General features: G+C 67.4%; 25 protein-coding genes. 17 read left to right on the top strand and 8 right to left on the bottom strand.

The window, feature by feature from the left end; genetic code table 11:
• Positions 1-26: 26 nt before the first annotated feature.
• Both QGN30_RS25375 and QGN30_RS25370 read left to right on the top strand, forming a co-directional pair.
• Positions 27-851 (top strand): amidohydrolase family protein, encoded by an 825-nt coding sequence (locus tag QGN30_RS25375; RefSeq protein ID WP_008263723.1) that lies wholly within the window; start codon positions 27-29, stop codon positions 849-851.
• Positions 848-2,398 (top strand): acetolactate synthase large subunit, encoded by a 1,551-nt coding sequence (locus QGN30_RS25370; protein WP_008263726.1) that lies wholly within the window; start codon positions 848-850, stop codon positions 2,396-2,398. Before QGN30_RS25375 ends, QGN30_RS25370 begins: the two co-directional genes overlap by 4 nt.
• Here QGN30_RS25370 and QGN30_RS25365 read toward each other — a convergent pair.
• From QGN30_RS25365 to QGN30_RS25345, 5 genes are all read right to left on the bottom strand, one after another.
• Positions 2,384-3,097, bottom strand: coding sequence for a hypothetical protein (locus QGN30_RS25365; RefSeq protein ID WP_008263728.1), 714 nt, complete (start codon positions 3,095-3,097; stop codon positions 2,384-2,386). The two genes, QGN30_RS25370 and QGN30_RS25365, sit on opposite strands and share 15 nt — an antisense overlap.
• Before the next feature lie 91 nt (positions 3,098-3,188).
• Positions 3,189-3,407 (bottom strand): hypothetical protein, encoded by a 219-nt coding sequence (locus QGN30_RS25360; RefSeq protein ID WP_008263729.1) that lies wholly within the window; start codon positions 3,405-3,407, stop codon positions 3,189-3,191.
• A gap of 59 nt (positions 3,408-3,466) precedes the next feature.
• Positions 3,467-4,978: a long-chain-fatty-acid--CoA ligase FadD17 gene (gene fadD17, locus QGN30_RS25355; protein WP_095562426.1), complete on the bottom strand. Its 1,512-nt coding sequence runs from the start codon at positions 4,976-4,978 to the stop codon at positions 3,467-3,469.
• 5 nt (positions 4,979-4,983) lie between these two features.
• Positions 4,984-6,081, bottom strand: coding sequence for an acyl-CoA dehydrogenase family protein (locus tag QGN30_RS25350; RefSeq protein WP_008263732.1), 1,098 nt, complete (start codon positions 6,079-6,081; stop codon positions 4,984-4,986).
• 29 nt (positions 6,082-6,110) lie between these two features.
• Positions 6,111-7,292, bottom strand: coding sequence for an acyl-CoA dehydrogenase (locus QGN30_RS25345; RefSeq protein ID WP_008263734.1), 1,182 nt, complete (start codon positions 7,290-7,292; stop codon positions 6,111-6,113).
• Between the two features lie 212 nt (positions 7,293-7,504).
• Between QGN30_RS25345 and QGN30_RS25340 the strand changes: the two genes are divergently transcribed.
• The 12 genes from QGN30_RS25340 to QGN30_RS25285 all read left to right on the top strand — a co-directional run bounded on the left by QGN30_RS25340 (position 7,505) and on the right by QGN30_RS25285 (position 19,375).
• Positions 7,505-7,696: a ferredoxin gene (locus tag QGN30_RS25340; RefSeq protein ID WP_003877155.1), complete on the top strand. Its 192-nt coding sequence runs from the start codon at positions 7,505-7,507 to the stop codon at positions 7,694-7,696.
• Between the two features lie 44 nt (positions 7,697-7,740).
• Entirely contained in the window at positions 7,741-8,655 is a 915-nt protein-coding gene (locus QGN30_RS25335; RefSeq protein WP_009957037.1) for a 3-oxoacyl-ACP reductase, read from the top strand.
• A 235-nt stretch (positions 8,656-8,890) separates the two neighbouring features.
• Positions 8,891-9,655 carry an MlaE family ABC transporter permease gene (locus tag QGN30_RS25330; protein ID WP_014379050.1) on the top strand — a complete coding sequence of 255 codons (765 nt, stop codon included), beginning with the start codon at positions 8,891-8,893 and terminating at the stop codon, positions 9,653-9,655.
• A 19-nt stretch (positions 9,656-9,674) separates the two neighbouring features.
• Positions 9,675-10,517 (top strand): MlaE family ABC transporter permease, encoded by an 843-nt coding sequence (locus tag QGN30_RS25325; RefSeq protein WP_008263742.1) that lies wholly within the window; start codon positions 9,675-9,677, stop codon positions 10,515-10,517.
• A gap of 19 nt (positions 10,518-10,536) precedes the next feature.
• Entirely contained in the window at positions 10,537-11,739 is a 1,203-nt protein-coding gene (locus QGN30_RS25320; protein WP_008263744.1) for a virulence factor Mce family protein, read from the top strand.
• A complete protein-coding gene (locus QGN30_RS25315) occupies positions 11,739-12,794 on the top strand; it encodes a virulence factor Mce family protein (protein WP_008263746.1) in 1,056 nt (351 codons plus the stop codon). Before QGN30_RS25320 ends, QGN30_RS25315 begins: the two co-directional genes overlap by 1 nt.
• Complete coding sequence (locus QGN30_RS25310) at positions 12,784-13,848, top strand: virulence factor Mce family protein (RefSeq protein WP_248923362.1); 1,065 nt, start codon at positions 12,784-12,786, stop codon at positions 13,846-13,848. The genes QGN30_RS25315 and QGN30_RS25310 overlap by 11 nt, the downstream gene beginning before the upstream one ends.
• Positions 13,845-15,284 (top strand): virulence factor Mce family protein, encoded by a 1,440-nt coding sequence (locus QGN30_RS25305; protein ID WP_014379054.1) that lies wholly within the window; start codon positions 13,845-13,847, stop codon positions 15,282-15,284. Before QGN30_RS25310 ends, QGN30_RS25305 begins: the two co-directional genes overlap by 4 nt.
• A complete protein-coding gene (locus tag QGN30_RS25300; protein ID WP_009955884.1) occupies positions 15,281-16,435 on the top strand; it encodes a virulence factor Mce family protein in 1,155 nt (384 codons plus the stop codon). Before QGN30_RS25305 ends, QGN30_RS25300 begins: the two co-directional genes overlap by 4 nt.
• Positions 16,436-16,446: 11 nt before the next feature.
• Complete coding sequence (locus tag QGN30_RS25295) at positions 16,447-18,168, top strand: virulence factor Mce family protein (RefSeq protein ID WP_009955883.1); 1,722 nt, start codon at positions 16,447-16,449, stop codon at positions 18,166-18,168.
• Entirely contained in the window at positions 18,168-18,884 is a 717-nt protein-coding gene (locus tag QGN30_RS25290) for a mammalian cell entry protein (protein ID WP_248923363.1), read from the top strand. Before QGN30_RS25295 ends, QGN30_RS25290 begins: the two co-directional genes overlap by 1 nt.
• Entirely contained in the window at positions 18,884-19,375 is a 492-nt protein-coding gene (locus QGN30_RS25285) for a mammalian cell entry protein (RefSeq protein ID WP_008263757.1), read from the top strand. The genes QGN30_RS25290 and QGN30_RS25285 overlap by 1 nt, the downstream gene beginning before the upstream one ends.
• A gap of 1 nt (position 19,376) precedes the next feature.
• On the opposite strand, the gene QGN30_RS25280 is transcribed toward QGN30_RS25285, so the two are convergent.
• The 3 genes from QGN30_RS25280 to QGN30_RS25270 form a co-directional block, all read right to left on the bottom strand.
• Positions 19,377-19,955: a hypothetical protein gene (locus tag QGN30_RS25280; protein ID WP_008263759.1), complete on the bottom strand. Its 579-nt coding sequence runs from the start codon at positions 19,953-19,955 to the stop codon at positions 19,377-19,379.
• 86 nt (positions 19,956-20,041) lie between these two features.
• Entirely contained in the window at positions 20,042-21,523 is a 1,482-nt protein-coding gene (locus QGN30_RS25275) for an alpha,alpha-trehalose-phosphate synthase (UDP-forming) (RefSeq protein ID WP_008263761.1), read from the bottom strand.
• Positions 21,524-21,688 carry a hypothetical protein gene (locus QGN30_RS25270; protein ID WP_008263763.1) on the bottom strand — a complete coding sequence of 55 codons (165 nt, stop codon included), beginning with the start codon at positions 21,686-21,688 and terminating at the stop codon, positions 21,524-21,526.
• A gap of 233 nt (positions 21,689-21,921) precedes the next feature.
• Between QGN30_RS25270 and QGN30_RS25265 the strand changes: the two genes are divergently transcribed.
• The 3 genes from QGN30_RS25265 (at position 21,922) to QGN30_RS25255 (ending at position 24,623) form a co-directional block, all read left to right on the top strand.
• A complete protein-coding gene (locus tag QGN30_RS25265; RefSeq protein WP_009955876.1) occupies positions 21,922-22,857 on the top strand; it encodes an enoyl-CoA hydratase in 936 nt (311 codons plus the stop codon).
• Positions 22,858-22,959: 102 nt separating this feature from the next.
• A complete protein-coding gene (locus tag QGN30_RS25260; protein WP_009955875.1) occupies positions 22,960-23,799 on the top strand; it encodes an SDR family oxidoreductase in 840 nt (279 codons plus the stop codon).
• A 32-nt stretch (positions 23,800-23,831) separates the two neighbouring features.
• Positions 23,832-24,623, top strand: coding sequence for an SDR family NAD(P)-dependent oxidoreductase (locus QGN30_RS25255; protein WP_248923364.1), 792 nt, complete (start codon positions 23,832-23,834; stop codon positions 24,621-24,623).
• The last annotated feature ends 3 nt before the right edge of the window (positions 24,624-24,626 follow it).

Genomic DNA, 24,626 nt, shown 5'->3' with positions numbered 1-24,626 from the left:
CGGCGGCCGGGCTACTGTCGATCCCGATGACGATCGACGTCTGGATGCAACACCCGACGCAGCGGTTCCTGCGCAGCGACATGCTGGCGTCCCTGCGCCGCTGGACGGGCGGGTCGATCCCCGACACCGAGATCCCGATCGAGGTGACGCTGGCGTCGATGGATGCCGCCGGCGTGCAACTGGGCATACTCAGCGCCTGGCGCGGCCCGAACGGCCAAGACCTCGTCTCCAACGACGAGGTGGCGCAATGGATTGCCGCGCATCCGGACCGGTTCGCCGGGCTCGCCACCGTCGACCTCGACCGCCCGATGGAAGCGGTCCGGGAGTTGAGACGGCGCGTCGCAGAAGGATTCGTCGGCCTGCGGGTGGTGCCGTGGCTGTGGAACGCCCCGCCCACCGATCGCCGCTACTATCCGCTGTTCGCCCAGTGCGTCGAATCCGGCGTGCCGTTTTGCACCCAGGTCGGCCACACCGGCCCGCTGCGCCCCTCGGAGACCGGGCGCCCGATTCCCTACATCGACCAGGTCGCCCTCGACTTCCCGGAACTGGTGATCGTCTGCGGCCACGTCGGCTACCCGTGGACCGAGGAGATGGTCGCGGTGGCCCGCAAGCACGAAAACGTCTACATCGACACCTCGGCGTACACGATCGCGCGCCTGCCCGAAGAACTCATCATGTTCATGAAAACCCGTACCGGACAACGGAAGGTGTTGTTCGGCACCAATTACCCGATGATCGGCCACGAGCACGCGTTGGCGGGGCTGGACGACCTCGGGCTGTCCGACGAGGCCCGCCGAGACTTCTTGCGCGGCAATGCCGAACGACTGTTTCGACTGGAGGCAACCACGTGAATGGCGCCCAGGCCCTGATCAACACCCTGGTCGACGGCGGCGTCGACGTGTGTTTCGCCAACCCCGGCACGTCGGAGATGCACTTCGTCGCGGCCCTGGACAGTGTCCCGCGGATGCGCGGCGTGCTGGCCTTGTTCGAGGGGGTCGCCACCGGCGCGGCCGACGGTTATGCCCGCATCGCCGATCGGCCCGCGGCCGTGCTGCTGCACCTGGGCCCCGGATTGGGCAACGGCCTGGCCAATCTGCACAACGCGCGCCGCGCCCGGGTCCCGATGGTGGTGGTGGTCGGTGACCACGCCACCTATCACAAAAAGTACGACGCCCCACTGGAATCCGACATCGACGCCCTCGCCGGCACCGTCTCGGGTTGGGTGCGCCGAACGGGTGACGCCTCCCAGGTCTCGGCCGACGCCGTCGAGGGCATCGCGGCCAGCCGGTGGGGTTCACAGATCTCGACGCTGATCCTGCCCGCCGACGTGTCCTGGTCCGACGGCGCCCAGCTGTTCTCCAACCTGGACGCACAGCCGGCGGGCGCCGACCCGTTGCTGGCCCCGGAAGTGGCCGAGGTGCTCGGCTCCGGAGAACCGACGGTGATCATGGTCGGCGGCGACGCCACCCGCCACGCCGGCCTGGCCGCGGCCACCCGGATCGCCGCGGCCACCGGCGCGCGGGTGCTGTGCGAGACCTTCCCCACCCGGCTCGAGCGCGGCGCCGGGATCCCCGCCGTCGACCGGCTGGCGTACTTCGCCGAGGCCGCCACGGCCCAGCTGGACGGCGCCAAACATCTGGTGCTGGCCGGCGCCAAGTCGCCGGTGTCGTTCTTCGCCTACCCCGGCATGCCCAGCGACCTGGTGCCCGCCGGTTGCGAGGTGCACGTGCTCGCCGAACACAGCGGCGCGGCGGATGCGTTGACCGCCTTGGCGGATCAGGTGGCGCCGGGAACGGTGGCGCCGGTGGCGGCCGCGTCGCGTCCCACGCTGCCGACCGGCGCACTGACGTCCGCGTCGGCGGCCGACGTGATCGGGGCGCTGCTGCCGGAACGGGCGATCGTGGTCGACGAGTCGAACACCTCCGGCCTGCTGCTCGCCCAGGCCACCGCCGGGGCGCCGGCGCATGACTGGCTGACCCTGACCGGCGGGGCGATCGGCTACGGCATTCCCGCGGCGGTCGGTGCGGCGATCGCCGCCCCGGATCGCCCGGTGCTGTGCCTGGAATCCGACGGCTCCGCCATGTACACCATTGCGGGGTTGTGGACCCAGGCGCGGGAGAACCTCGACGTCACCACCGTGCTGTACAACAACAGGGCCTACGACATCCTGCGCATCGAGCTGCAACGGGTCGGCGCCGGCTCGGCGCCCGGGCCCGAAGCACTGTCCCTGCTCGACTTAGCCGATCCCACAATGGATTTCGTCAAGATCAGCGAGGGCATGGGGGTGCCGGCCCGGCGCGTCACCACCGCTGAGGAGTTCGCCGACGCGCTGCGCGCCGCGTTCGCAGAAGCCGGACCGCACCTGATCGACGCCGTGGTGCCGTCAATAACGGGCTAGGGTCGGCAGCCGGCTCAGCAACCAGTCCGTCATCGTATTGACCACGTCGACGCCGGTCTCGAACGCGCCGTCGTGCGCGTCCGCCGCCAGTGCCACACCCCACTGCCCGGACGGGGTGGGGACGATCCCGAATTGCCGGACCAGGTACTCGCCGTGCACTCCGGGCCCCCAACCCCCTTTCGCGGCAATCCCTTTGGCGGCCAGCCCCCATTGGTCACCGCTGCTGAGTCGTTGCATCAGGTCGATCACCTCGGCGGCGTCGGGGATGGTCGGCAGCTCCGCGGCGAACCGCGCCTGGCGCTGCAGGTTCCACTGGGTTTGGCCGAAAGCGGTGAAACCACGGCGAAGTCGGCGCGATTCGACCACCGTCGCGGTGTCACCGCCCTCGGCCACCACCGCCTGAACCTGCCGTGCCGCGTCGGCCGGCTCGCCCAACTGCGACCACAACTGCTCGGATGCGCGATTGTCGGATTCGGTGATTGCCTTCACGGCAAAATCGCGGGCGCCCAGCCAATCGTTGCGCAGCGCCGCCACCGCCAGGGGCACTTTGATCGTCGACCATGCCACACCCGACCACCAGCTCCCCAGCGAAAATGTCCGGTCCGGCCGGGCGATCGCGATGCCGACGTTCGCCGGCGCCGCGGCGGAAAGCTGTTCGAAGCTGGCTTCCAGCGCGAGCTCGAGAGGCCGAGCCGTCATGCGCCGGTTCCGCTATCGGCGCGAATGACCGCGGCGCCGGGACGGGGGACCGGCGCATCAACCATCGCGTCTCCTTGTCGTTGCGGCATGTTCAGCGCGGCGGTAGCGGCGCGCCCTCCTCCGGCGGGGGAGGAGCTTCCCACGGTTCGGGGTCCGGCGTCGGCGGTGACCACACCAGCGGCGGGGGTGGCGGTGGCAGGGGAGGCGGCGGGGGCGGGTCCGCCGCGGCGACACCGGCACCCAGCCCGAGCGCGGCCCCAGCCAGCGACCCGACCAGGAGCGAGCGGGCGATCATTTCGCGGATTTTCATCGAGCGCTGAGTTTACTGCCTGGACGCCCACATCCCGCGATAACGCCCGTCCCGGGGCCCTAGCGGTGGATCTTCCAGACCGGATCGCCGCAGTCGACGCCCTGAGCGGCCAGTTGCCGCTTGAGCACCTTGAAGGTCACCGTGCGCGGGAGTTCGGTGCTGACCCGTACGTATGACGGCCATTGCTTGGGTCCCAAGTCCGGTTGCTCGGCCAAGAAGGTGCGGAACTTCTCGTCGTCGAACTCGGTGCCCGGCGCCATCACCACCGCGGCCATGACTTGGTCGCCGACGATCGCGTCGGGCACCGGGTACACCGCGACCTCGGTCAGGTCGGGGTGGCGCAGCAACACCCGCTCGATCGGCGCGGCGCCGAGGTTTTCGCCGTCGACGCGCATCCAATCACCCAGCCGCCCAGCGAAATACGCATAGCCGGCGTCGTCACGGTAGGCGAGATCGCCGCTGTGGTAGACCCCGCCGGCCATCCGCTCGGCCTCGGCGGCGGCGTCGTTGTAATAACCCTCGAAACGGCCCGGCCCGGCGACGTTCACCAGTTCGCCGACCACGCCCGGTGGGCATGACGCGCCGGTGTCGGGATCGACGATGTCGATGCCCGGCGGGAGGGGGCCCAATGAACCCGGCGGTGTGTCCGGCGTGCGCGCGATGGCCACGCCGCCCTCGGTGGAACCGAACCCGTCCTGCACGACACACCCGAATCGGCGGGCGAAGCGCTCGATGTCATCGGGCACGCCTTCGTTGCCGTACACCGCGCGCAGCGGGTTGTCCGCATCGTCGGGCCGCTCGGGCGTGGCCAGTACATACGACAACGGCTTGCCGACGTAGTTCGCGTACGTGGCGCCGTAGCGGCGGACGTCGACGATGAAGTTCGAGGCGGAGAACTTGCGCCGCAAGGCCATTGAGCCCGCACACGCCGCCGCCACCGCCCAGCCGACCAGCACCGCGTTGGAATGAAACAGCGGCATCGACACGTAGCAGACGTCGTCGGGGCCGAGGCCGAAGCGCTGCGACATCGTCACGCCCGCGATCGCGACCTTGCCGTGGCTGCACTTGACCGCCTTGGGCTCGCCGCTGGTACCCGACGTGAAGATCAACATGAACAGATCCGCCGGCGCGGCGTCCTGAAAAACGATCGGGGCGTCGCGGTGCGCGGCCAGTTCGTCGGCCCACGCGACGGAGTCGGCGTTCAGGTGCTCGATATCACCCAGCGTCTCAGACGATTTGGAGTCGGCGAGCACCAATTGGCAGTCGGCCCGGGCGATGTCGCGCTGCAGCGCCTCGCCGCGGCGCACCGGGTTGAGCCCGACCGGCACGATCCCCGACATTCCCGCCGCGACCAGCATCGCCGAGAAGAAGGGCGTGTTCTCCAGCAGCACTCCGACGTGGGGTGGCCGGGTGGGGTCGAGCCGCTCACGCAGCGCCGCGGCGATCGCGGCACCCTGCTGCAGGTGATCGCGCCAGCTGGTGAACGAGTCCTCGAAGTAGATACCCCGGTCGTCGATCTCGGTCAGCGGCGCCAGCAGCTTGGTGACCGTCAGGTCGTCGGTGAGCTCCATTTCGCCTAGGCGGGCGTCTCCGCCAGCTCGCGCCCGATGCGGCGCAGCTGCCCGGTGGCACCGCCCAGCGCGAACTCAATCTCCTTGGCGGCCAGGAAGTATCGGTGCGCGGGGTGATCGGTGTCGACGCCGACGCCGCCGTGCACGTGCACGATGGTGTGCGCCACCCGGTGACCGGCGTCGGCGGCCCAAAACGCCGCGCTGGCGACGTCGATCTCCGCCGGAATGTCCTCGGAGACTCGCCAGGCCGCCTGGGTGAGCGTCAGCCGCAACCCCTTGACGTCGATGTAGCCGTCGGCCAGCCGCTGCGAGACCGCCTGGAAGCTGCCGATCGGCCGGTCGAACTGCTCACGTTCGCGCGCGTATTCGGCGGTCATCTGCAGGCCACGCTCGAGCACCCCGAGCTGGAAAGCGCTGCGGCCCAACGTGCCCAGCGTGCCGAGCCAGGTCGCCACCTCGGCGCCGCCGACCCTGCGGCCGCCGTCCACCTCGGTGCCGTCCAGTGCGAGGTGCCCGACGCTGCCCAGGCCGGTGGTCTGCAGGGCCGTCACCGTGACGCCGGGATCGTCGGCGGCAACCAGGAAAACCGCCGTGCCGGCATCCGTTTCGGCGGGGACCAGGAACGCGTCGGCCACCGGGCCGAAACCGACCTGGGTGCGCGTGCCGGTCAGCCGGTAACCGGCGCCGGCGCTTAGCGCCTGCACCGGGCCCTCGCCCATCTCGCCGTCGAGCGCGATGCTCAGGGTCTTCTCGCCGTTGACCGCCGGCACGCCCCAGTTCTGCTGCAGCTCTTCGGAGCCGAACCGGGCCAGCGCCCCGGCGCCCAGCACCACCGACTCCAGGTAGGGCACCGCGGCCAGCTGATGGCCCAGCGCGACCAGGATCGCGATCTGCTCGAGCGCGCCGAAACCGTCGCCGCCCAGCGATGACGCCGACGCGCTGGACAGGATGCCGGCGTCGATCAGCTTTCGCCACAGGTCGCGATCGAACCGCTGATCGAGCCCGTCCAGCTCGCGCTGGTGTTCGGGGGTGCACACCGAGTCCACGATCGTGTCGACCAGGTTGCCGAGGTCGTTCGCCGCTTCGGTTGTCGTGAAATCCATGAACGTCCGTCCTTCTATTACGTAGCGGCTCAGCGGTTGCGGGGCAGACCGAGGGCGACCATGCCGATGATGTCGCGCTGAACTTCGTTGGTGCCGCCTCCGAAGGTCAGGATCAGGCAGGCCCGGTGCATCCGCTCGACCCGGCCCCGCAGCAACGAGCCCGGCGAATTCTGGCGCACCGTCGCCGCGGTACCCAGCACCTCCATCAGCAGCCGGTAGGCCTCGGTGGCCAGCTCGGTGCCGTAGACCTTGGCCGCCGACGCGTCGGCGGGTGACAGGTCCTCACTCGCGGCCGAGGCCAGCTCCCAGTTGATCAGCTTGAGGACCTCGGCCTTGGCGTGCACCCGGGCCAGGTTGAGCTGCACCCACTCCGAGTCGATGAGCCGGGCGCCCCCGTCGTCCTTGGTGTTCTGCGCCCATTCGCGAACCTCGCGCAGGGCCAGGAAGATCGGTTGCGGCGACACCAGGGCGACGCGCTCGTGGTTGAGCTGGTTGGTCACCAGCTTCCAGCCGCCGTTCTCCTCGCCGATCAGGTTGGTCACCGGGACGCGGACGTCGGAGTAATAGGTGGCGCTGGTGTCCACACCGGCCATCGTGTGCACCGGGGTCCAGGAGAAACCCTCCGCGGTGGTCGGCACGGTCAGCATCGAAATCCCGCGGTGCTTCTTGGCGTCGGGGTTGGTGCGCACCGCCAGCCACACCCAGTCGGCGTAGGCGATCAGGCTGGTCCACATCTTCTGGCCGTTGATGACGTAGTCGTCGCCGTCGCGCACCGCGGTGGTGCGCAGGTTGGCGAGGTCGGTGCCGGCGCCGGGCTCGGAGTAGCCGATCGAGAAGTGCAGCTCGCCCGCGGCGATCTTGGGCAGGAAGAACTTCTTCTGTTCCTCGGTGCCGAACGCCATGATGGTCGGCGCGACGCTGTTGATCGTCAGGAACGGCACCGGCACGCCGGCGATGGCGGCCTCGTCGGTGAAGATCAGCGAGTCCATCGGCGAGCGGTCCTGGCCGCCGTACTCCTTGGGCCAGTTCAGGGTGAGCCAGCCGTCTTTGCCCATCTGCGCGACGGTGTCGCGATACGCCGTGCCGGTACCGACCTCGCCGCCCCCCGAGGAGGTCAGCGCCTCGCGACGCTCCGGGGTCATCAGGTTGGTGAAGTACGACCGCAGCTCGCGACGCAGCTCTTCTTGCTCAGGGGTGTAACTGATGCGCATTTCAGCCGTCCTTCAAGTCAACGACGTTTCCGAATACAACCCGCGTCACAGGCTGCAGCTCGACCAACGGCTACCCATTCGTCTTCCCGGTTGTAACACGTTCTAGTCTGGGAATCCAGCGACCGTTTCCCCAGCGGTGTCGGGGTCTTATGGTGGACCTACATACTGATGAGGCGAGTCCTGCGGTGAAGGCCAGGTTCAAGGAGGGTGCTGTGCGGGTGATCGTGGACCGTGACCGGTGCGAAGGTAACGCAGTGTGCTTGGGAATTGCCCCCGATATCTTCGACCTCGACGACGAGGATTACGCCGTGGTGAAGCTCGACCCGATTCCCGCCGATCAGGAGCAGTTGGCCGAGCAGGCGATCGCCGAATGCCCGCGCGCCGCGCTGTCCCGCGGCGACTGATCCGAGCCTAGAGCGCGCAACCCGAAACTAGAGGTATTCATAAATTGACTAGCAGCACGAACGCGACCGATCTCTCCGGAAAGGTCGCGGTGGTCACCGGTGCGGCCGCGGGCCTGGGACGGGCCGAGGCGCTCGGCCTGGCACGCCTCGGAGCGACCGTCGTCGTCAACGACATCGCCGCCGCGTTGGACGCCTCCGACGTCATCGACGAGATCAACTCCTCCGGTTCGAAGGCCGTTGCCGTGGCGGGCGACATCAGCGAACGCTCCACCGCCGACGAATTGGTCGCCCAGGCCGACGGGCTGGGTGGGCTCGACATCGTGGTCAACAACGCCGGCATCACGCGCGACCGGATGCTGTTCAACATGTCCGACGAGGAGTGGGACCAGGTCATCGCCGTGCACCTGCGCGGCCATTTCCTGCTGACCCGCAACGCCGCCACCTACTGGCGCTCCAAGGCCAAGGAGGCGGACGGCAAGGTCTTCGGCCGGATCGTCAACACCGCATCGGAGGCCGGCCTGGTCGGCCCCGTCGGGCAGGCGAACTACGGCGCCGCCAAGGCGGGCATCATCTCGCTCACCCTGACCGCCGCGCGGGCGCTCGGCCGCTACGGCGTGTGCGCCAACGCCATCTGCCCCCGCGCGCGCACGGCGATGACGGCCGACGTGTTCGGCGATGCACCGGAGGTGGAGGCCGGCGGGGTCGATCCGCTGTCGCCAGAGCACGTCGTCAATCTGGTCAAGTTCCTGTCCTCGCCGGCGGCTGCGGAAGTCAACGGCCAGGTGTTCATCGTCTACGGTCCGCAGGTGACACTGGTCGCTGCCCCGACGGTCGAGCGCAAATTCAGCGCCGACGGCGCCGCTTGGGACCCTGCACAGCTGAGTGCGACGCTGCAGGAATACTTTGCTGGACGTGATCCTGAGCACAATTTTTCGGCGAGCGCACTGATGGATCAATAGCCATTTGGGGCTAGTCGATCGGGGGGAATCGGCAGGTAGAACGTGTGTCAGTTTGACACGTGACAAGTGCGTCTGACCTGGCGAATTAACGGTTGGGATAAGAAATGCTGTTCATTGACATGGTGAACTTGTTCTGAGTTAATATGATCCGGCTCACACCGAGCCCCATGCGACCGTAGACAACGCAAAGGCCAGCCATAGACTTCGCCGAGACCAGCCGAGGGGGGACACCGAGTTGAGGGAGCAACTTGCCGTTCCCGCCCGCGCCGTCGGCGGATTCTTCGAAATGATGATGGACACCGGCCGGGCAGCTTTTCGCCGGCCGTTCCAGTTTGGCGAGTTTCTCGATCAGACGTGGATGATCGCCCGCGTGTCGCTGGTCCCGACGCTGCTGGTGTCCATCCCCTTCACGGTGCTGGTGGCCTTCACCCTCAACATCCTGCTGCGCGAGATCGGCGCCGCCGACCTGTCCGGCGCCGGGACGGCGTTCGGCACCATCACCCAGCTGGGTCCGGTGGTGACCGTGCTCGTCGTCGCCGGTGCCGGCGCCACCGCGATCTGCGCCGACCTGGGCGCGCGCACCATCCGCGAGGAGATCGACGCGATGCGCGTGCTCGGCATCGACCCGATCCAGCGGCTGGTGGTCCCCCGTGTGCTGGCGTCCACGGTGGTGGCGCTGCTGCTCAACGGCTTGGTATGCGCCATCGGGCTTTCCGGTGGCTATGTGTTCTCCGTCTTCCTGCAGGGCGTCAACCCAGGCGCGTTCATCAACGGCTTGACCGTGCTGACCGGACTGCGCGAGCTGGTACTCGCCGAAGTCAAGGCGCTGCTGTTCGGTGTGATGGCCGGGATGGTGGGCTGTTACCGCGGCCTGACTGTCAAGGGCGGGCCCAAGGGCGTCGGCAACGCGGTCAACGAAACCGTGGTCTACGCCTTCATCTGTCTGTTCGTGATCAACGTGGTGATGACCGCCATCGGCGTGCGAATTTCGGCGAAGTGATGAGACGGGTGAGCACGCGATGAGTTACGACGCCACACTGCGGTTTCGTCGCCTCTTCTCGCGGCTGCAGGAGCCGGTCGACGACTTCGGCGAGCAGGCGTTGTTCTACGGGCAGACCGTGCGCTACGTCCCCAACGCGCTCACCCGATACCGCAAGGAGACGGTCCGGCTGATCGCCGAGATGACCATGGGCGCGGGGGCTCTCGTGATGATCGGCGGCACGGTCGGTGTCGCGGCGTTTTTGACCCTGGCCTCCGGCGGTGTCATTGCCGTGCAAGGGTATTCGTCGCTGGGCAACATCGGCATCGAGGCGCTGACGGGATTCCTGTCGGCCTTCCTGAACGTCCGGGTGGTCGCCCCGGTGATCGCCGGCATCGCGCTGGCGGCCACCATCGGCGCCGGCGCCACCGCCCAATTGGGCGCCATGCGGGTGTCCGAGGAGATCGACGCCGTCGAGTGCATGGCGGTGCACTCGGTGTCCTACCTGGTGTCGACCCGCCTGATCGCCGGCCTGATCGCGATCATCCCGCTGTACTCGCTGTCCGTGCTGGCCGCGTTCTTCGCCGCCCGCTTCACCACGGTGTACATCAACGGGCAGTCAAAAGGCCTCTACGACCACTACTTCAATACGTTCCTGATCCCGTCGGACCTGTTGTGGTCGTTCCTGCAGGCGATCGTGATGTCCATCGCGGTCATGTTGGTGCACACCTATTACGGCTACAACGCCAGCGGTGGTCCCGTCGGCGTCGGCATCGCAGTCGGCCAGGCGGTGCGGACGTCGTTGATCGTCGTGGTCGTCATCACTTTGTTCATCTCGCTCGCTGTGTATGGGGCGTCCGGTAACTTCAACCTCTCCGGCTAAGAGGACCGCTTAAAAGGACATGGCAGAAACAGGCGCGCGACGCACGACCGTCCGGCTGGCAGCAGCAGTGCTGGCCGGCCTCATGGTGGCTTTCGCTGTGCTGACTTACCTTTCCTACACGGCCGCCTTCGCGTCGATCGACACCGTCACCGTGTCGGCGCCCCGGGCGGGGCTGGTGATGGAGAAGGGCGCCAAGGTCAAATACCGGGGCATCCAGATCGGCAAGGTCGAGACCATCGACTATTCCGGCGACCAGGCGCGCCTGACGCTGGGCATCAACAGCGACGACATGCATTTCATCCCGTCCAACGCGGCGGTGCACATCGCGGGTAACACCATCTTCGGTGCGAAGGCGGTGGAATTCATTCCGCCGCAAACGCCGTCGCCGACCTCGCTGCGTCCGGACGCGCACGTCGCGGCCTCGTCGGTGCAGCTCGAAGTCAACACCTTGTTCCAGTCGCTGATCGACCTGTTGCACAAGGTCGACCCCGTCGAACTCAACGGGACGTTGAGCGCGTTCGCCGAAGGCCTGCGTGGCCACGGCGATGACCTGGGCGGCATCCTTTCGGGACTGAATACGCTGACGCGCCAAGCGAATCCGAAGCTGCCCGCCTTGCAGGAAGACCTCCGCAAGACCGCGGTCGTGGCGAACGTCTACGCCGACTCCGCCCCCAATCTGAACACCGTCTTCGACAACCTGCCGACGATCAACAAGACCGTCGTGGACCAGCAGAAGAATCTCGACAAGACCCTGTTGGCCACCATCGGCCTGTCGAACAACGCCTATGACACGTTGGCGCCGGCCGAGCAGGACTTCATCGACGCCATCAACCGGCTGCGGGCCCCGCTCAAGGTGGCCGCCGACTACTCACCGGAATTCGGCTGCCTGTTCGCCGGAATCGAGCGCGGCATCAAGGAATTCGCCCCGCTGCTCGGCGTCCGCAAGGCCGGCCTGTTCACGTCGTCGAGCTTCGTGCTGGGCGCGCCGTCGTACACGTACCCGGAGTCGTTGCCGATCGTGAACGCCTCCGGCGGCCCGAATTGCCGTGGGCTGCCCGACATCCCGACCAAGCAGACCGGCGGCTCGTTCTACCGGGCGCCGTTCCTGGTCACCGACAACGCCAACATCCCGTACGAGCCGTTCACCGAGCTGCAGTTCGACGCGCCCTCGACGCTGCAGTTCTTGTTCCACGGCGCCTTCGCGGAACGGGACGATTTCTGATGCCGGACAGTTCGGGCATGCCGTCGCACCGCGAGATGATGATCAAGGTCAGCATCTTCGCCGTGGCCATGCTGCTGGTGTCGGCCGGGCTGGTGGTGGTGTTCGGCGACTTCCGGTTCGGACCCGAAAGCACCTACCACGCAACGTTTACCGACGTCTCGCGGTTGAAGGCCGGTCAAAAGGTGCGCATCGCCGGGGTGCCGGTCGGTGCGGTGTCGGACATCAAGCTCAATCGCGACAACACCATCGACGTGAAGTTCGGGGTCGACAAGCGCTACACGCTCTACTCGTCGACGCGCGCGGTGATCCGCTACGAAAACCTCGTCGGTGACCGATATCTGGAGATCACGTCCGGCCCTGGAGAGCTGCGAAAACTCCCCGCCGGCGCGACGATCAACAGCCAACACACCCAGCCCGCACTGGATCTCGACGCGCTGCTGGGCGGGCTGCGGCCGGTCCTCAAAGGCCTCGACGCCGACAAGGTCAACACCATCAGCAGCGCGGTCATCCAGCTGCTGCAGGGCCAGGGCGGCGCGTTGTCGAACGTGCTGGCCGACACGAGCGCGTTCTCCTCGGCGCTGGGCCAGCGCGACCAGCTCATCGGCGACGTGATCAACAACCTCAACACGGTGCTGACGACCGTGGACCAACGCAGCGCGCAGTTTTCGACAAGCGTGGACCAGTTGCAACAACTGATCACCGGGCTGGCCGAACACAAGGACGACATCGCGGGTGCCATCCCCCCGCTGGCCTCCACGACGACGGATTTGACCCAGCTGCTGAAGAATTCGCGCCGCCCGCTGCAAGGCGTTCTGGAAAACACCCGTCCGCTGGCCACCGAGCTGGACAACCGCAAGGCCGAGGTGAACAACGACATCGAACAGCTGGGCGAGGACTATCTGCGGTTGGCGGCCCTCGGCGCTTACGGGTCGTTCTTCAACATCTATTTCTGCTCCGTGACGATCAAGATCAACGGCCCCGCCGGTGGCGACATCCTCCTGCCGCTTGGTGGCCAGGTGGATCCCAGCAAGGGGAGGTGCGCTTTTGCCAAGTAACGCAACACATGAGCGCGATCCGCTGCGCACCGGCATCTTCGGCGTGGTGCTCGTGGTCTGCGTCGTGCTCATCGCATTCGGGTATTCCGGGTTACCGTTCTGGCCGCAGGGCAAGATCTACGACGCCTACTTCAGCGACGCGGGTGGAATCAATCCCGGCAATGCCGTTTACGTCTCGGGTTTCAAAGTCGGCAAGGTGACCTCCGTGGGTCTGGCCGGCGACAGCGCCAAGATCAGCTTCAGCGTCGACCGCCACGTCGCCGTCGGCGACCAGTCGCTGGCCGCGATCCGCACCGACACCATCCTCGGTGAGCGCTCCATCTCGGTGACCCCGGCCGGTGGCGGCAAGGCAACCACCATCCCGCTCAGTCGCACCACGACGCCGTACACGTTGGCCGGCGCGCTCGAGGACTTGGGTTCCAATGCCAGCAACCTGAACAAGCCGCAGTTCGAAAAGGCGCTGAACGTGTTGACCGACACGCTGCACGACGCCACCCCCGAGCTGCGCGGTGCGCTGGACGGCGTGACGTCGCTGTCTCGCACCCTGGACCGACGCGACGAGGCGTTGCAAAGCCTACTGGCGCACGCGAAGTCGGTCACCGGCGTGTTGTCACAGCGCGCCGAGCAGGTCAACAAGCTGGTCGACGACGGTAACGAGTTGTTCGCCGCGCTCGACGAACGCCACCGCGCGCTGGGTCAGCTGATCTCGGACATCCAGGAGCTCTCGGCGCAGATTTCCGGCTTCGTCGCCGACAACCGCAGGGAATTCGGGCCCGCGCTCAACAAGCTCAACGATGTGCTGTCCAACCTCAACGAGCGCCGCGACTACATCACCGAGGCCCTCAAGCGGCTGCCCACCTACGCCACCGAGTTGGGCGAGGTGGTCGGTTCGGGTCCCGGCTTCAACGTGAACGTCTACGGCGTCATCCCGGCGCCGCTGCTCGCGACGATGTTCGACTTCTTCTATCAGCCCGGCAAGATGCCGGCCAGCCTGGCCGACTACCTGCGCGGGTTGATTCAGGAACGCTGGATCATCAGGCCGAAGTCACCATGATGCAGCGGATCATCCGCAGCAGGGGGCTGCGCTACGCCACCATCATCGCGCTGGTCGCGGTGCTGGTGGGCGGCGTGTATGTGCTGTCGTCGCAAGGGAATAACCGCAAGATCGTCGGCCACTTCGCATCGGCGGTCGGGTTGTATCCCGGCGACCAGGTGCGCATCCTGGGTGTCCCGGTCGGCACCATCGACACGATCGAGCCGCGGCCCTCCGACGTCAAGATCACCATGTCGGTGTCCAAGGACGTGAAGGTCCCCAAGGACGCCAAGGCCATCATCATGTCGCCAAACCTGGTGGCGGCCAGGTTCATCCAGTTGACGCCGGCCTATACCGGTGGGCCGGAGATGGCCGACGGCGCCAGCATCGGCCCTGACCGCACCGCGGTCCCGGTGGAGTGGGACGAGGTCAAAGAGTCGCTGACCAAGCTGGCGGTCCAGCTCGGCCCGACGGCCGGGTCGCTGCAGGGCCCGTTGGGCGCGGCGATCAACCAGGCCGCCGACACCTTCGACGGCAAGGGCCAGTCGTTCCACAGCGCCTTGCGCGAGCTCTCGCAAGCCGCTGGGCGACTTGGGGATTCGCGCGGCGACATCTTCGGCACGGTCAAAAACCTGCAGGTCGTGGTCAACGCCCTGTCGTCCAGTAACGAACAGATCGTCCAATTCGCCGATAGCGTCGCCTCGGTGTCGCAGGTGCTCGCCGACAGCTCGCGCCATCTCGACAACACCCTGGGGACCCTCAACACGGCGCTGTCGGACATCCGTGGGTTTCTCCACGAACACAACTCGACCATCGTCGACACGGTCAACAACCTCAACGATCTCGCGAAGACACTGAGCGACGAGAGCGACGACATCGAGCAGGTGCTGCACGTGGCGGGCCCGGGTATCGCCAACTTCTACAACATCTACGATCCCGCGCAGGGCACGCTCAACGGTCTGCTGTCGATACCGGAATTCGCCAACCCCGTGCAGTTCATCTGTGGGGGATCCTTCGAGACCGCGGCCGGGCCCAGGGCGCCGGACTACTTCAAGCGTGCCGAGCTCTGTCGTGAGCGGCTGGGTCCGGTGCTGCGCCGGCTCACCGTGAACTACCCGCCGCTGATGTTCCACCCGCTCAACACGATCACGGCGTACAAGGGGCAGATCATCTACGACACCCCGCAGACTCAGGCCAAGGCGGCGACCCCGGTTCCGGAGCTGACGTGGGTGCCGGCCAAGGGCGCCCAGACGCCGGCCACGCAGAACCCGGCGGATCTGCAGGCGCTGCTCGTCCCGCCGGCCCCGCAGGCCGGTCCGGGGCCCGGCCCCGCGCCGGCCGGCGCCGCTCCCGCCCCCGGTCCCGCTCCCGGAAGCGCGTTCGGGCCGCGGCCGGGACCAGCTCCGGCCCAACCCGCGCCCAACGGGCCCGCGGCCGGCTTGGGCGGTGGCGGATGAACCGAATGTGGTTGCGCGCCAGCGGATTGGCCGCGGGCAGCGTGCTGCTGGCCGGTTGCCAATTCAACGGCCTGAACTCGTTGGCGATGCCGGGCACCGCCGGCCACGGCAGCGGCGCCTACTCGGTGACCGTCGAGCTGCCCGACGTGGCGACGCTGCCGCAAAACTCGCCCGTCATGGTCGACGACGTCACCGTCGGAAGCGTTGCCGGCATCGCGGCCGAACAGCGCGCCGACGGATCGTTCTATGCGGCAGTCAAATTGGCGCTGAACAAAAACGTCGTCCTGCCCGCCAACTCGACCGCGACCGTCGCCCAGACGTCGCTGCTGGGTTCGATGCACATCGACCTGGCCCGGCCGAAGAACAAGCCGGCCGTGGGCCGGCTGACCGACGGGTCGAAGATCACGGAGGCCAACACCGGCCGCTATCCCACCACCGAAGAGGTGCTCTCGGCGCTCGGCGTTGTGGTGAACAAGGGCAATGTCGGTGCGCTGGAAGAGATCACCGACGAGACCTATCGGGCCGTCGCGGGCCGGCAGGACCAGTTCGTCGACCTGATCCCCCGGCTGGCGGAATTGACCTCGGGGCTCAACCGCCAGGTCAACGACATCATCGACGCGGTCGACGGATTGAACCGCTTCTCGGGAGCACTGGCGCGCGACAAGGACAACCTGGGCCGGGCGCTGGACACGCTGCCCGAGGCGATTCGCGTGCTCAACAAGAACCGCGACCACATCGTGGAGGCCTTCGGCGCGCTGCACAAACTGGCCAACGTCACCTCGCACGTGCTGGCCAAGACCAAGGTGGACTTCGCCGCCGACATGAAGGACCTGTACTCGGTCGTGAAGACCCTCAACGACAACCGAAAGAATTTCGTCACCTCACTACAGCTGTTGCTGACGTTTCCGTTCCCCAACTTCGGGATCAAGCAGGCGGTGCGGGGTGACTATCTCAACGTGTTCACCACCTTCGACCTCACCCTGCGCCGGCTCGGTGAAACGTTCTTCACGACGGCCTATTTCGACCCGAACATGGCTCACATGGACGAGATCCTCAACCCGCCGGACTTCTTGACCGGCGAATTGGCCAACCTGTCCGGACAGGCCGCGGATCCGTTCAAGATTCCGCCCGGCACGGCTTCGGGACAGTAGGGCGGGCGCACATGCATGACAGACTGACCAGGATCCAGCTGGCGATCTTCGCCGTGATCACGGCGATCACCCTGACTGTGATGGCGATCTTCTACCTGCGGCTGCCCGCGACCTTCGGCATCGGAACCTACGGTGTGAGCGCCGATTTCGTTGCCGGCGGCGGCCTGTACAAGAACGCCAACGTCACCTACCGCGGCGTTGCCGTCGGCCGCGTCGAGTCGGTCGGGCTGAGTCCCAACGGCGTCATCGCCCAGATGCGGCTGAACAGCGAGACGGCCATCCCGTCGAACGTCACCGCCACCGTCAAGAGTGTGTCGGCGGTCGGCGAGCAGTACATCGACCTGGTGCCCCCGAGCTCGCCCGCGTCGAGCAAGCTGACCAACGGTGCCCGCATCGAGCGGCAGAACACCCGGATCGGCCAGGACGTCGCCGATCTGTTGAAGCGGGCGGAGACACTGGTCAACAGCCTGGGTGACACCCGGTTGCGTGAACTGTTGCACGAGACGTTCATTGCGGCCAACGGGTCAGGCCCCGAGCTCGCCCGGCTGTTCGAGTCGGCCCGGCTGCTGGTGGACGAGGCGAACGCCAACTATCCGCAGGTCTCGCAGCTGATCGATCAGGCCGGCCCGTTCCTGCAGGCCCAGATCCGCGCCGGTGGCGACATCAAGTCGCTCTCGGATGGGCTGGCGCGGTTCACCTCCGAGGTCCGTCAGGCCGACCCCCAGCTCCGCGACACCCTGGCCACGGCCCCCGGCGCGACCGACGAGGCCAGCACCGCGTTCTCGGGCATCCGCCCCAACTTCCCGACCCTGGCCGCCAGCCTGGCCAACCTCGGCCGGGTGGGCGTGATCTACAACAAGTCGATCGAACAGCTGCTCGTCGTGTTGCCGGCGTTGTTCGCGGCCATCACCACCGCCGCGGGCGGCGGGCCGCAAGATGAGGGCGCCAAGCTGGACTTCAAGCTCGACCTCAACGACCCGCCGCCGTGCGCCGTCGGCTTCCTGCCGCCGCCGCTGATGCGCACCCCGGCCGACGAGACGGTGCGCGAGCTCCCGAGGGACATGTACTGCAAGACCGCGCAGAACGATCCCAGCACCGTGCGCGGCGCGCGTAACTACCCGTGCCAGGAGTTCCCCGGGAAGCGCGCCCCCACGATTCAGCTCTGCCGCGACCCGAAGGGCTACGTGCCGATCGGTCGCAACCCGTGGCGCGGCCCGCCGGTGCCCTACGACACCCCGATGACCAACGGGCTGAACGTGTTGCCGCCCAACCACTTCCCGTACATCCCGCCGGACGCCGACCCAGATCCGGGCACTCCGATGGTCGGGCCGCCCCCGCCGGGTGTGGTCCCTGGACCCGGTCCGGCGCCGCACCAGCCGGCCTTCGCCCCGCCGCCGCCCAACGACAACGGGCCGCCGCCGCCGTTCACGTCGTGGCAGCCGCCGGGGGTGCCGCCGGTACCGCCGCAGCTTCCGTATCCGAAGTGGCTGCCCCCGCCGGCGCCGCCGCTGGGGATCAACCCGCCGCCGCCGGGCCCCGGACCGGAGAAGCCGTGGGGCCCGCCGCCCGGCGGGCAGCCGCAGGCCAGCGGGCCGGCGTATGCCACCTATGACGAGAAGACCGGCGCGTTTGTCGATCCGGCAGGAGGCACTGGTATCTTCGCCGCCGGCGCCACCGGAACCTCCGGCGCCGAGAATTGGGTGGACCTCATGCTTGATCCAAGGCCTCTGTAATGGACGCTGACATAGCTGACATAACAGACGAACAGACAACCAAGCCGCGCGCTCGTCGTAAAGCCTCGCGCGCGGCGGGTCCTGCCAAGAGCGAGTCGACGCAGGACGTCACGGTCCAGACGGAGGTGCCGGCCGCGCCGAAGCCGTCGGCGAAACCCGTGGGGAGCCTCAAGTCCATCAAGCCGCCACCGCGGCGCCAGCCGCACCGCGCCCTGGTTGTGTGGATCTCCTTCGCGGCGGCACTGGTGGCGGTAGGGGCGTTGGCCGGGTGCGTGGCCCTCCTGGCCGTCCAGCACCGCCACGCCGCCGCGGCGCAGGCGCGCGACCAACGCTTCGTCGACACCGCGACGCAGACGGTGGTCAACATGTTCAGCTACAAGCAGGACAACATCGACGAGAGCGTCAACCGGTTCGTCAACGGGACCAGCGGTCCGCTGCGCGGGATGCTCAGCGCCAACAACAATGTCGAGAATCTCAAGGGCCTGTTCCGCTCCACCAACGCGACATCGGAAGCCGTCGTCAACGGCGCCGCGCTGGAAGGCATTGACGCCGTTACCGATAACGCGTCCGTGTTGGTGTCGGTGCGCGTCACCGTCGCCGACATCGACGGCGTCAACAAGCCGTCCATGCCCTACCGGTTGCGCGTCATCGTGCACGAAGACGACTCCGGACGCATGAGCGGCTACGACCTGAAGTATCCAGACGGGGGTAATTGATGCGATGGCGGCGTTGGCTGCTCATCGTCGCGGGTTACCTTCTGGCCGTGGCGTTCGTCGGGTTGTCCGCGGCGGCCGGCTGGATGTATTGGGATCGTGTCGAGGTTCGCGGTGAGCAGGCGGCGCGTGCCGTGCTGCCCGGTTTGGCGGCCAAGGAAATCCCCGAGGTTTTCGCCTACGACTACCAAACGGTCGAACGCAGCCTGTCGGCGGCGTACCCGTTACTGACCCCCGACTATCGCGCGGAGTTCCAGAAGAGCGCCAACACCCAGATCATTCCCGAAGCCAAGAAGCGCGAAGTGGTGGTGCAGGCCAACGTCGTGGGTGTGGGAGTCATGTCCGCCCAACGGAATTCGGCGTCGGTGATGGTCTACATGAACCGGACGGTCACCGACAAGTCACGGCAGCCGCTGTATGACGGCAGCCGATTGCGGGTCGACTTCAAAAAGATCGGCAAGCAGTGGCTGATCGCCTACATCACGCCGATCTAGCTCAGTAGCACATCGCAATGCCGTTGCAGTACAACGGGTAACGCTCGATCGGGCTGGGCGGCGGTCCGGTCATCGCCAGCGAAAAGGGTTGCTTCTTCATCTCCGGCTGCAGCCCGCATACCGGCCCGTGCAGCGTGGTGTGGGTGCCGCTCATCGTTTCGTCGCTGAACGCGAAGGTTTCGGTGGACGGCGCGGTGCCCCCGCCCGGGCAGGCCACGCCGTTGTCCTTTTGCACCTTGAACGTCCACAGCATGCTGGACATGCGAGCCCGGCCGCTGAAGTTCTGCAGCTTGTCGGCGGCGCTGATCTGCTCGTTCGTAGAGCTCACGATGTTCAGCGCGCAGTTCATCGCGAAGACGATCGGGTCGGAATAGTCGTTCATGTTCCGGGTCCCGGACGGCTGGTCACACAGTGCGGAGATGGTCCAGGTAACCCCGGAGACGCCCGCCTCGTTGTAGGCGTAGGTGCCGTCCGCCGGCGGCCCGAGCGCCTTGGCCGGTTCGCCGGATTGCAGCGCGATTCCCGTTGCGACAGCCGTGAAGACGGCGGCACCCGCGGCCAGTCCGTGACGGAGCTTCATGTGACTCTTTCTCCTTCGCGTGCGACGCTGCACCCGAGTATCACAGCGTTGGCGCGCCAACACCATGGGTCCCCGGGGCATCCGCGCTAATCGGCGTCATGGGGCCGCGCCTCGGCGAGCGCATCGAGGAATGACCGTGCCCAGCGATCGACGTCGTGGGCGAGCACCTGGCGGCGCAGCGACCGCATGCGCCGCCGTCCTTCCTCGACGGGCTGGTTGAGGGCGGCCTCGATGGCGTCCTTGACCCCTTCGAGGTCGTGCGGGTTGACCAGGTACGCCTGGCGCAGTTCGGCGGCGGCGCCGGTGAATTCGGACAGCACGAGCGCGCCGCCGAGATCGCTGCGGCAGGCGACGTACTCCTTGGCGACCAGGTTCATCCCGTCGCGCAGCGGGGTGACCAGCATGACGTCGGCGGCCACGAAGAACGCGATGAGTTCGTCGCGCGGGACCGGCCGATGCAGGTAGTGCACCATCGGATGCCCGACTTCGCCGTATTCGCCGTTGATGTGGCCGACCTGGCGTTCGATGTCGTTACGCAGCTGCTGGTAACTGTCCACCCGCTCGCGGCTCGGCGTCGCCAGCTGGATCAGCACCGTGTCGTCGCGTTTGGCGCGACCCTCGGCGAGCAGCTCCGAAAAGGCTTTCAGCCGAACGTCGATGCCCTTGGTGTAGTCGAGCCGGTCGACCCCGAGCAGCACCTTGCGGGGGTTGCCGAGCTCGGCCCGAATCTCCTTGGCGCGGCGCCTGATATCGCGGTGCCGGGCCGTTTGGTCGAGCGCACTGGAATCGATGGAGATGGGGAAGGCGCCCACCCGGACGACGCGGGATTCCAGCTCCACCTCGCCGTACCGCGACCGCACCCCGACCGCCCCGCGCGTGGTGTTGGCACCGATCAGCCGCCGGGAAAGGAACAGGAAATTCTGCGCGCCGCCGGGCAGGTGGAATCCGACGAGGTCGGCGCCCAGCAGGCCCTCGACGATCTCGGTCCGCCACGGCATCTGCATGAACAGCTCCACCGGCGGGAAGGGGATGTGCAGGAAGAAACCGATGGTCAGATCGGGCCGCATCTCGCGCAGCATCGCCGGGACCAGTTGCAGCTGATAGTCCTGCACCCATACGGTCGCGCCCCGCGCGGCGGCACGCGAGGTGGCTTCGGCGAAGCGGCGGTTGACGACGACGTAGCGGTCCCACCATTCGCGGTGGTACAGCGGCTTGACGATCACGTCGTGATACAACGGCCACAGCGTGGCGTTCGAGAAGCCCTCGTAGTACTCGGCGACGTCGTCCGCGCTCAGCTTGACCGGCCGCAGTTCCAGGTCCTCCTGGACGATCGGCTCGTCTTCGTGGTCGACGTCCTCGTCGACCACACCGGGCCAGCCGACCCACGCGCCGCGCCGACGGCGCAGTAGCGGCTCCAGGGCGGTGACCAGTCCCCCGGGGCTGCGCTTCCACGCCGTGCTGCCGTCGGGAAGCAGCTCCCGATCTACCGGCAACCGGTTGGCGACGACGACGAAGTCGGAATCCCCGAATTTGGCCGCCTTGGAGCCTCGCCCTCCCCCGGGAGCCATTTACGCGTCGAGTTTCGCCGGCCCAATACCCAGCATGGACAGGAAGACCCGGCATTCGTCGGCGTCGTTGGCGTACGCCGCGACGACCCGCCTGGCCTGGCTCGCAGTGCTGTCCGCCACCGGCTCGACGTCGCCGATTTCGCCAGGATCAGATTTCGTAGGCATGACTTAACTGTAGGCGACGCGCGTGATCGGCCGCAGCCCGTCTCACCAGCTAACGGGCGTCGGGCGCATTTATGGCTGGTTTGCAGGGACTCGCCGCGCCGCTCGCGAAGACACGACCGGCCGGGGCGTGCCGCCGATCAACGGCTCGCGGCGCGTCCCCCCGGCGCGGCCCGATTACACACTGGCCGTAATCTGTAAACAAGGCCAAATCAACGACGAACGAGGTGGGCGGAATGACAGTCTCCGAGCAAGCCGACACCGGGGCGGCCGACGCCAACACCCCGGAGCTCGTGGCCTACGAAACCCTCGACGAGGGCCGCATCGCGCGGATCTGGCTCAACCGGCCCGAGGCCCACAATGCGCAAAGCCGCGGCCTGCTGGTCCAGCTCGACGAGGCCTTCGGCCGCGCCGAGGCCGACGACACCGTTCGCGTGGTGATCCTGGCGGCGCGCGGCAGGAACTTTTCCGCCGGACACGACCTGGGTTCCGAGCAGGCACTGGCCGAGCGCGCACCGGGGCCCGGGCAGCATCCGAGCTTCCGCTCGCGCGGGGCCACGCTCGAGCCGATCATGGAGAAGCTGTACCACCAGGAATGGCACTACTTTTTCGAAAACACCTGCCGCTGGCGCGATTTGCGCAAGATCACGATCGCCCAGGTGCAGGGCAACGCGATCTCGGCCGGTCTGATGTTGATCTGGGCCTGCGACCTGATCGTCGCCGCCGACAACGCGAAGTTCAGCGACGTCGTCGCGGTCCGGTTGGGCATGCCGGGTGTCGAATATTACGCTCACCCTTGGGAATTCGGTCCGCGTAAGGCCAAAGAGCTGCTGCTGACCGGTGATTCGATCGACGCGGACGAGGCGCACCGGCTGGGCATGGTGTCCAAGGTTTTCGCCGTCGACGAATTAGAGGAAAAGACACTCGAATTCGCGCGACGCATCGCCGAGCGGCCCACGATGGCGTCGCTGCTCATCAAGGATTCGGTCAACGCCGCCTCCGACGCGATGGGTTACACCGAGGCGCTGCGGCACGCCTTCCACGTGCACCTGCTGGGGCATGCCCATTGGGCGGCGTTCAACGAGAACCGGTGGCCGGTCGGCCAGCCTCCGCACGTCGAGGATTGGCGGGACGCGAAGCCGACGAAGGTGGCGCGCCGCGATACGCCGTAGCGCCGCGCAGCCGAGGACCTAACGAGACCGGGGGTAGCGATATTCCCCCCGAGGGCACATGCTTCTATAGCTAGAACCTGTTCCAGTTTGAAAGGGCCTCGCGTGCAGCTTTCTTTCCAAGACCGGACATACCTGATCACCGGCGGGGGTAGCGGGATCGGCAAAGGCGTGGCCGCCGGGCTGGTCGCGGCGGGCGCCTCGGTCATGATCGTCGGCCGCAACGCCGATCGACTCGCCGGGGCCGTCAAGGAGATCGAAGCCCTGCCCGGCGAGGGCTCGATTCGTTATGAGCCCGCCGACGTCACGAACGAGGACGAGGTGGCCCGCGCGGTCGACGCCGCGACGGCCTGGCACGGCCGGCTGCACGGCGCGGTGCATTGCGCGGGTGGCTCGTTGACCGTGGGGCCGATCACCCACACCGACTCGGAGGCGTGGCGAAACACCGTCGACCTCAATGTCAACGGCACCATGTACGTGCTCAAGCATGTGGGGCGCGAGCTTGTGCGCGGCGGGGGCGGCTCGTTCATCGGGATCTCGTCGATCGCGGCCAGCAACACCCACCGGTGGTTCGGCCCGTACGGGGTCACCAAGTCGGCGATCGACCACATGATGATGCTGGCCGCCGACGAACTCGGCCCGTCCTGGGTGCGGGTCAACAGCATCCGGCCGGGCCTGATCCGCACCGATCTGGTCGACGCGAGCGTGATCCAGTCACCCGAGATCAGCGGCGACTACGCGCTGTGCACCCCGCTGCCGCGGGTGGGTGAGGTCGAGGACGTGGCCAACCTGGCCATGTTCCTGCTCAGCGACGCGGCGGCATGGATCACCGGCCAGTGCATCAACGTCGACGGGGGACACATTCTGCGCCGCGGCCCGGATTACTCGTCGATGATGGTGCAGATGTACGGCGAGGAAGCGCTGCGCGGGGTGGTGGCACCCTGACCCGTCGCCGCGCCTAGTGAACGGGAGAAGCGATGAAGCGTCTCGAGGGCAAGCGGATCCTGGTGACCGGCGCCGCGTCGGGGATCGGGCAGGCGACCGCGCTGCGCCTGCTCGACGAGGGCGCCGCCGTCGCGGCCTCCGACATCGCGGCTGAGGGCCTGGACACCACGCGTGCGCGGGCACAAGAGGCCGGCGCCGCCGACCGGTTGAGCACCGTGCCGATGGATGTCGGCAGCGAGGATTCGGTGGTCGACGGGGTGCGCCTGGCCGTCGAGCGGCTGGGTGGGCTTGACTCGCTGGTCAACGCGGCGGGCATCCTGCGGGCCGCGCACACTCACGACACCACCCTCGAACTCTGGAACCGAATCGTCGGCGTCAACCTGACCGGAACGTTTCTGGTGGTGCGCGAGGCGCTGCCGGCCTTGTTGGCGAACCCGCGCAGCGCGATCGTGAACTTCAGCTCCACGTCGGCCTCGTTCGCCCATCCCTACATGGCCGCCTACGCCGCGAGCAAGGGCGGCATCCAGGCCTTCACCCACTCGCTGGCGCTGGAATACGCCAAGAAGGGCCTGCGCGCGGCGTGCGTCGCGCCGGGCAGCATCAAGTCCGGGATCACCGATGCCACCGGCGGATACATCCCGCAGGACGCCGACTGGGCGCTGTTCTCGCGGCTCATGCCGGTCCTGCCGACCACGACGGAGTCCAGCGGCACGGGAATGGCCGGACCCGAAGCGGTCGCCGGGGTGGTCGCCATGCTGGTATCCGACGACGGCGCCTGGATCACGGGCACCGAGATCCGCATGGACGGCGGCACGCACAGCTGATGG

The sequence above is a fragment of the Mycobacterium sp. 3-98 genome (assembly GCF_035918355.1).
Lineage (GTDB): Bacteria > Actinomycetota > Actinomycetes > Mycobacteriales > Mycobacteriaceae > Mycobacterium > Mycobacterium intracellulare.
The sequence above is the reverse complement of the archived record's forward strand: the minus strand, read 5'-3'. Positions and strand labels throughout refer to the sequence as shown.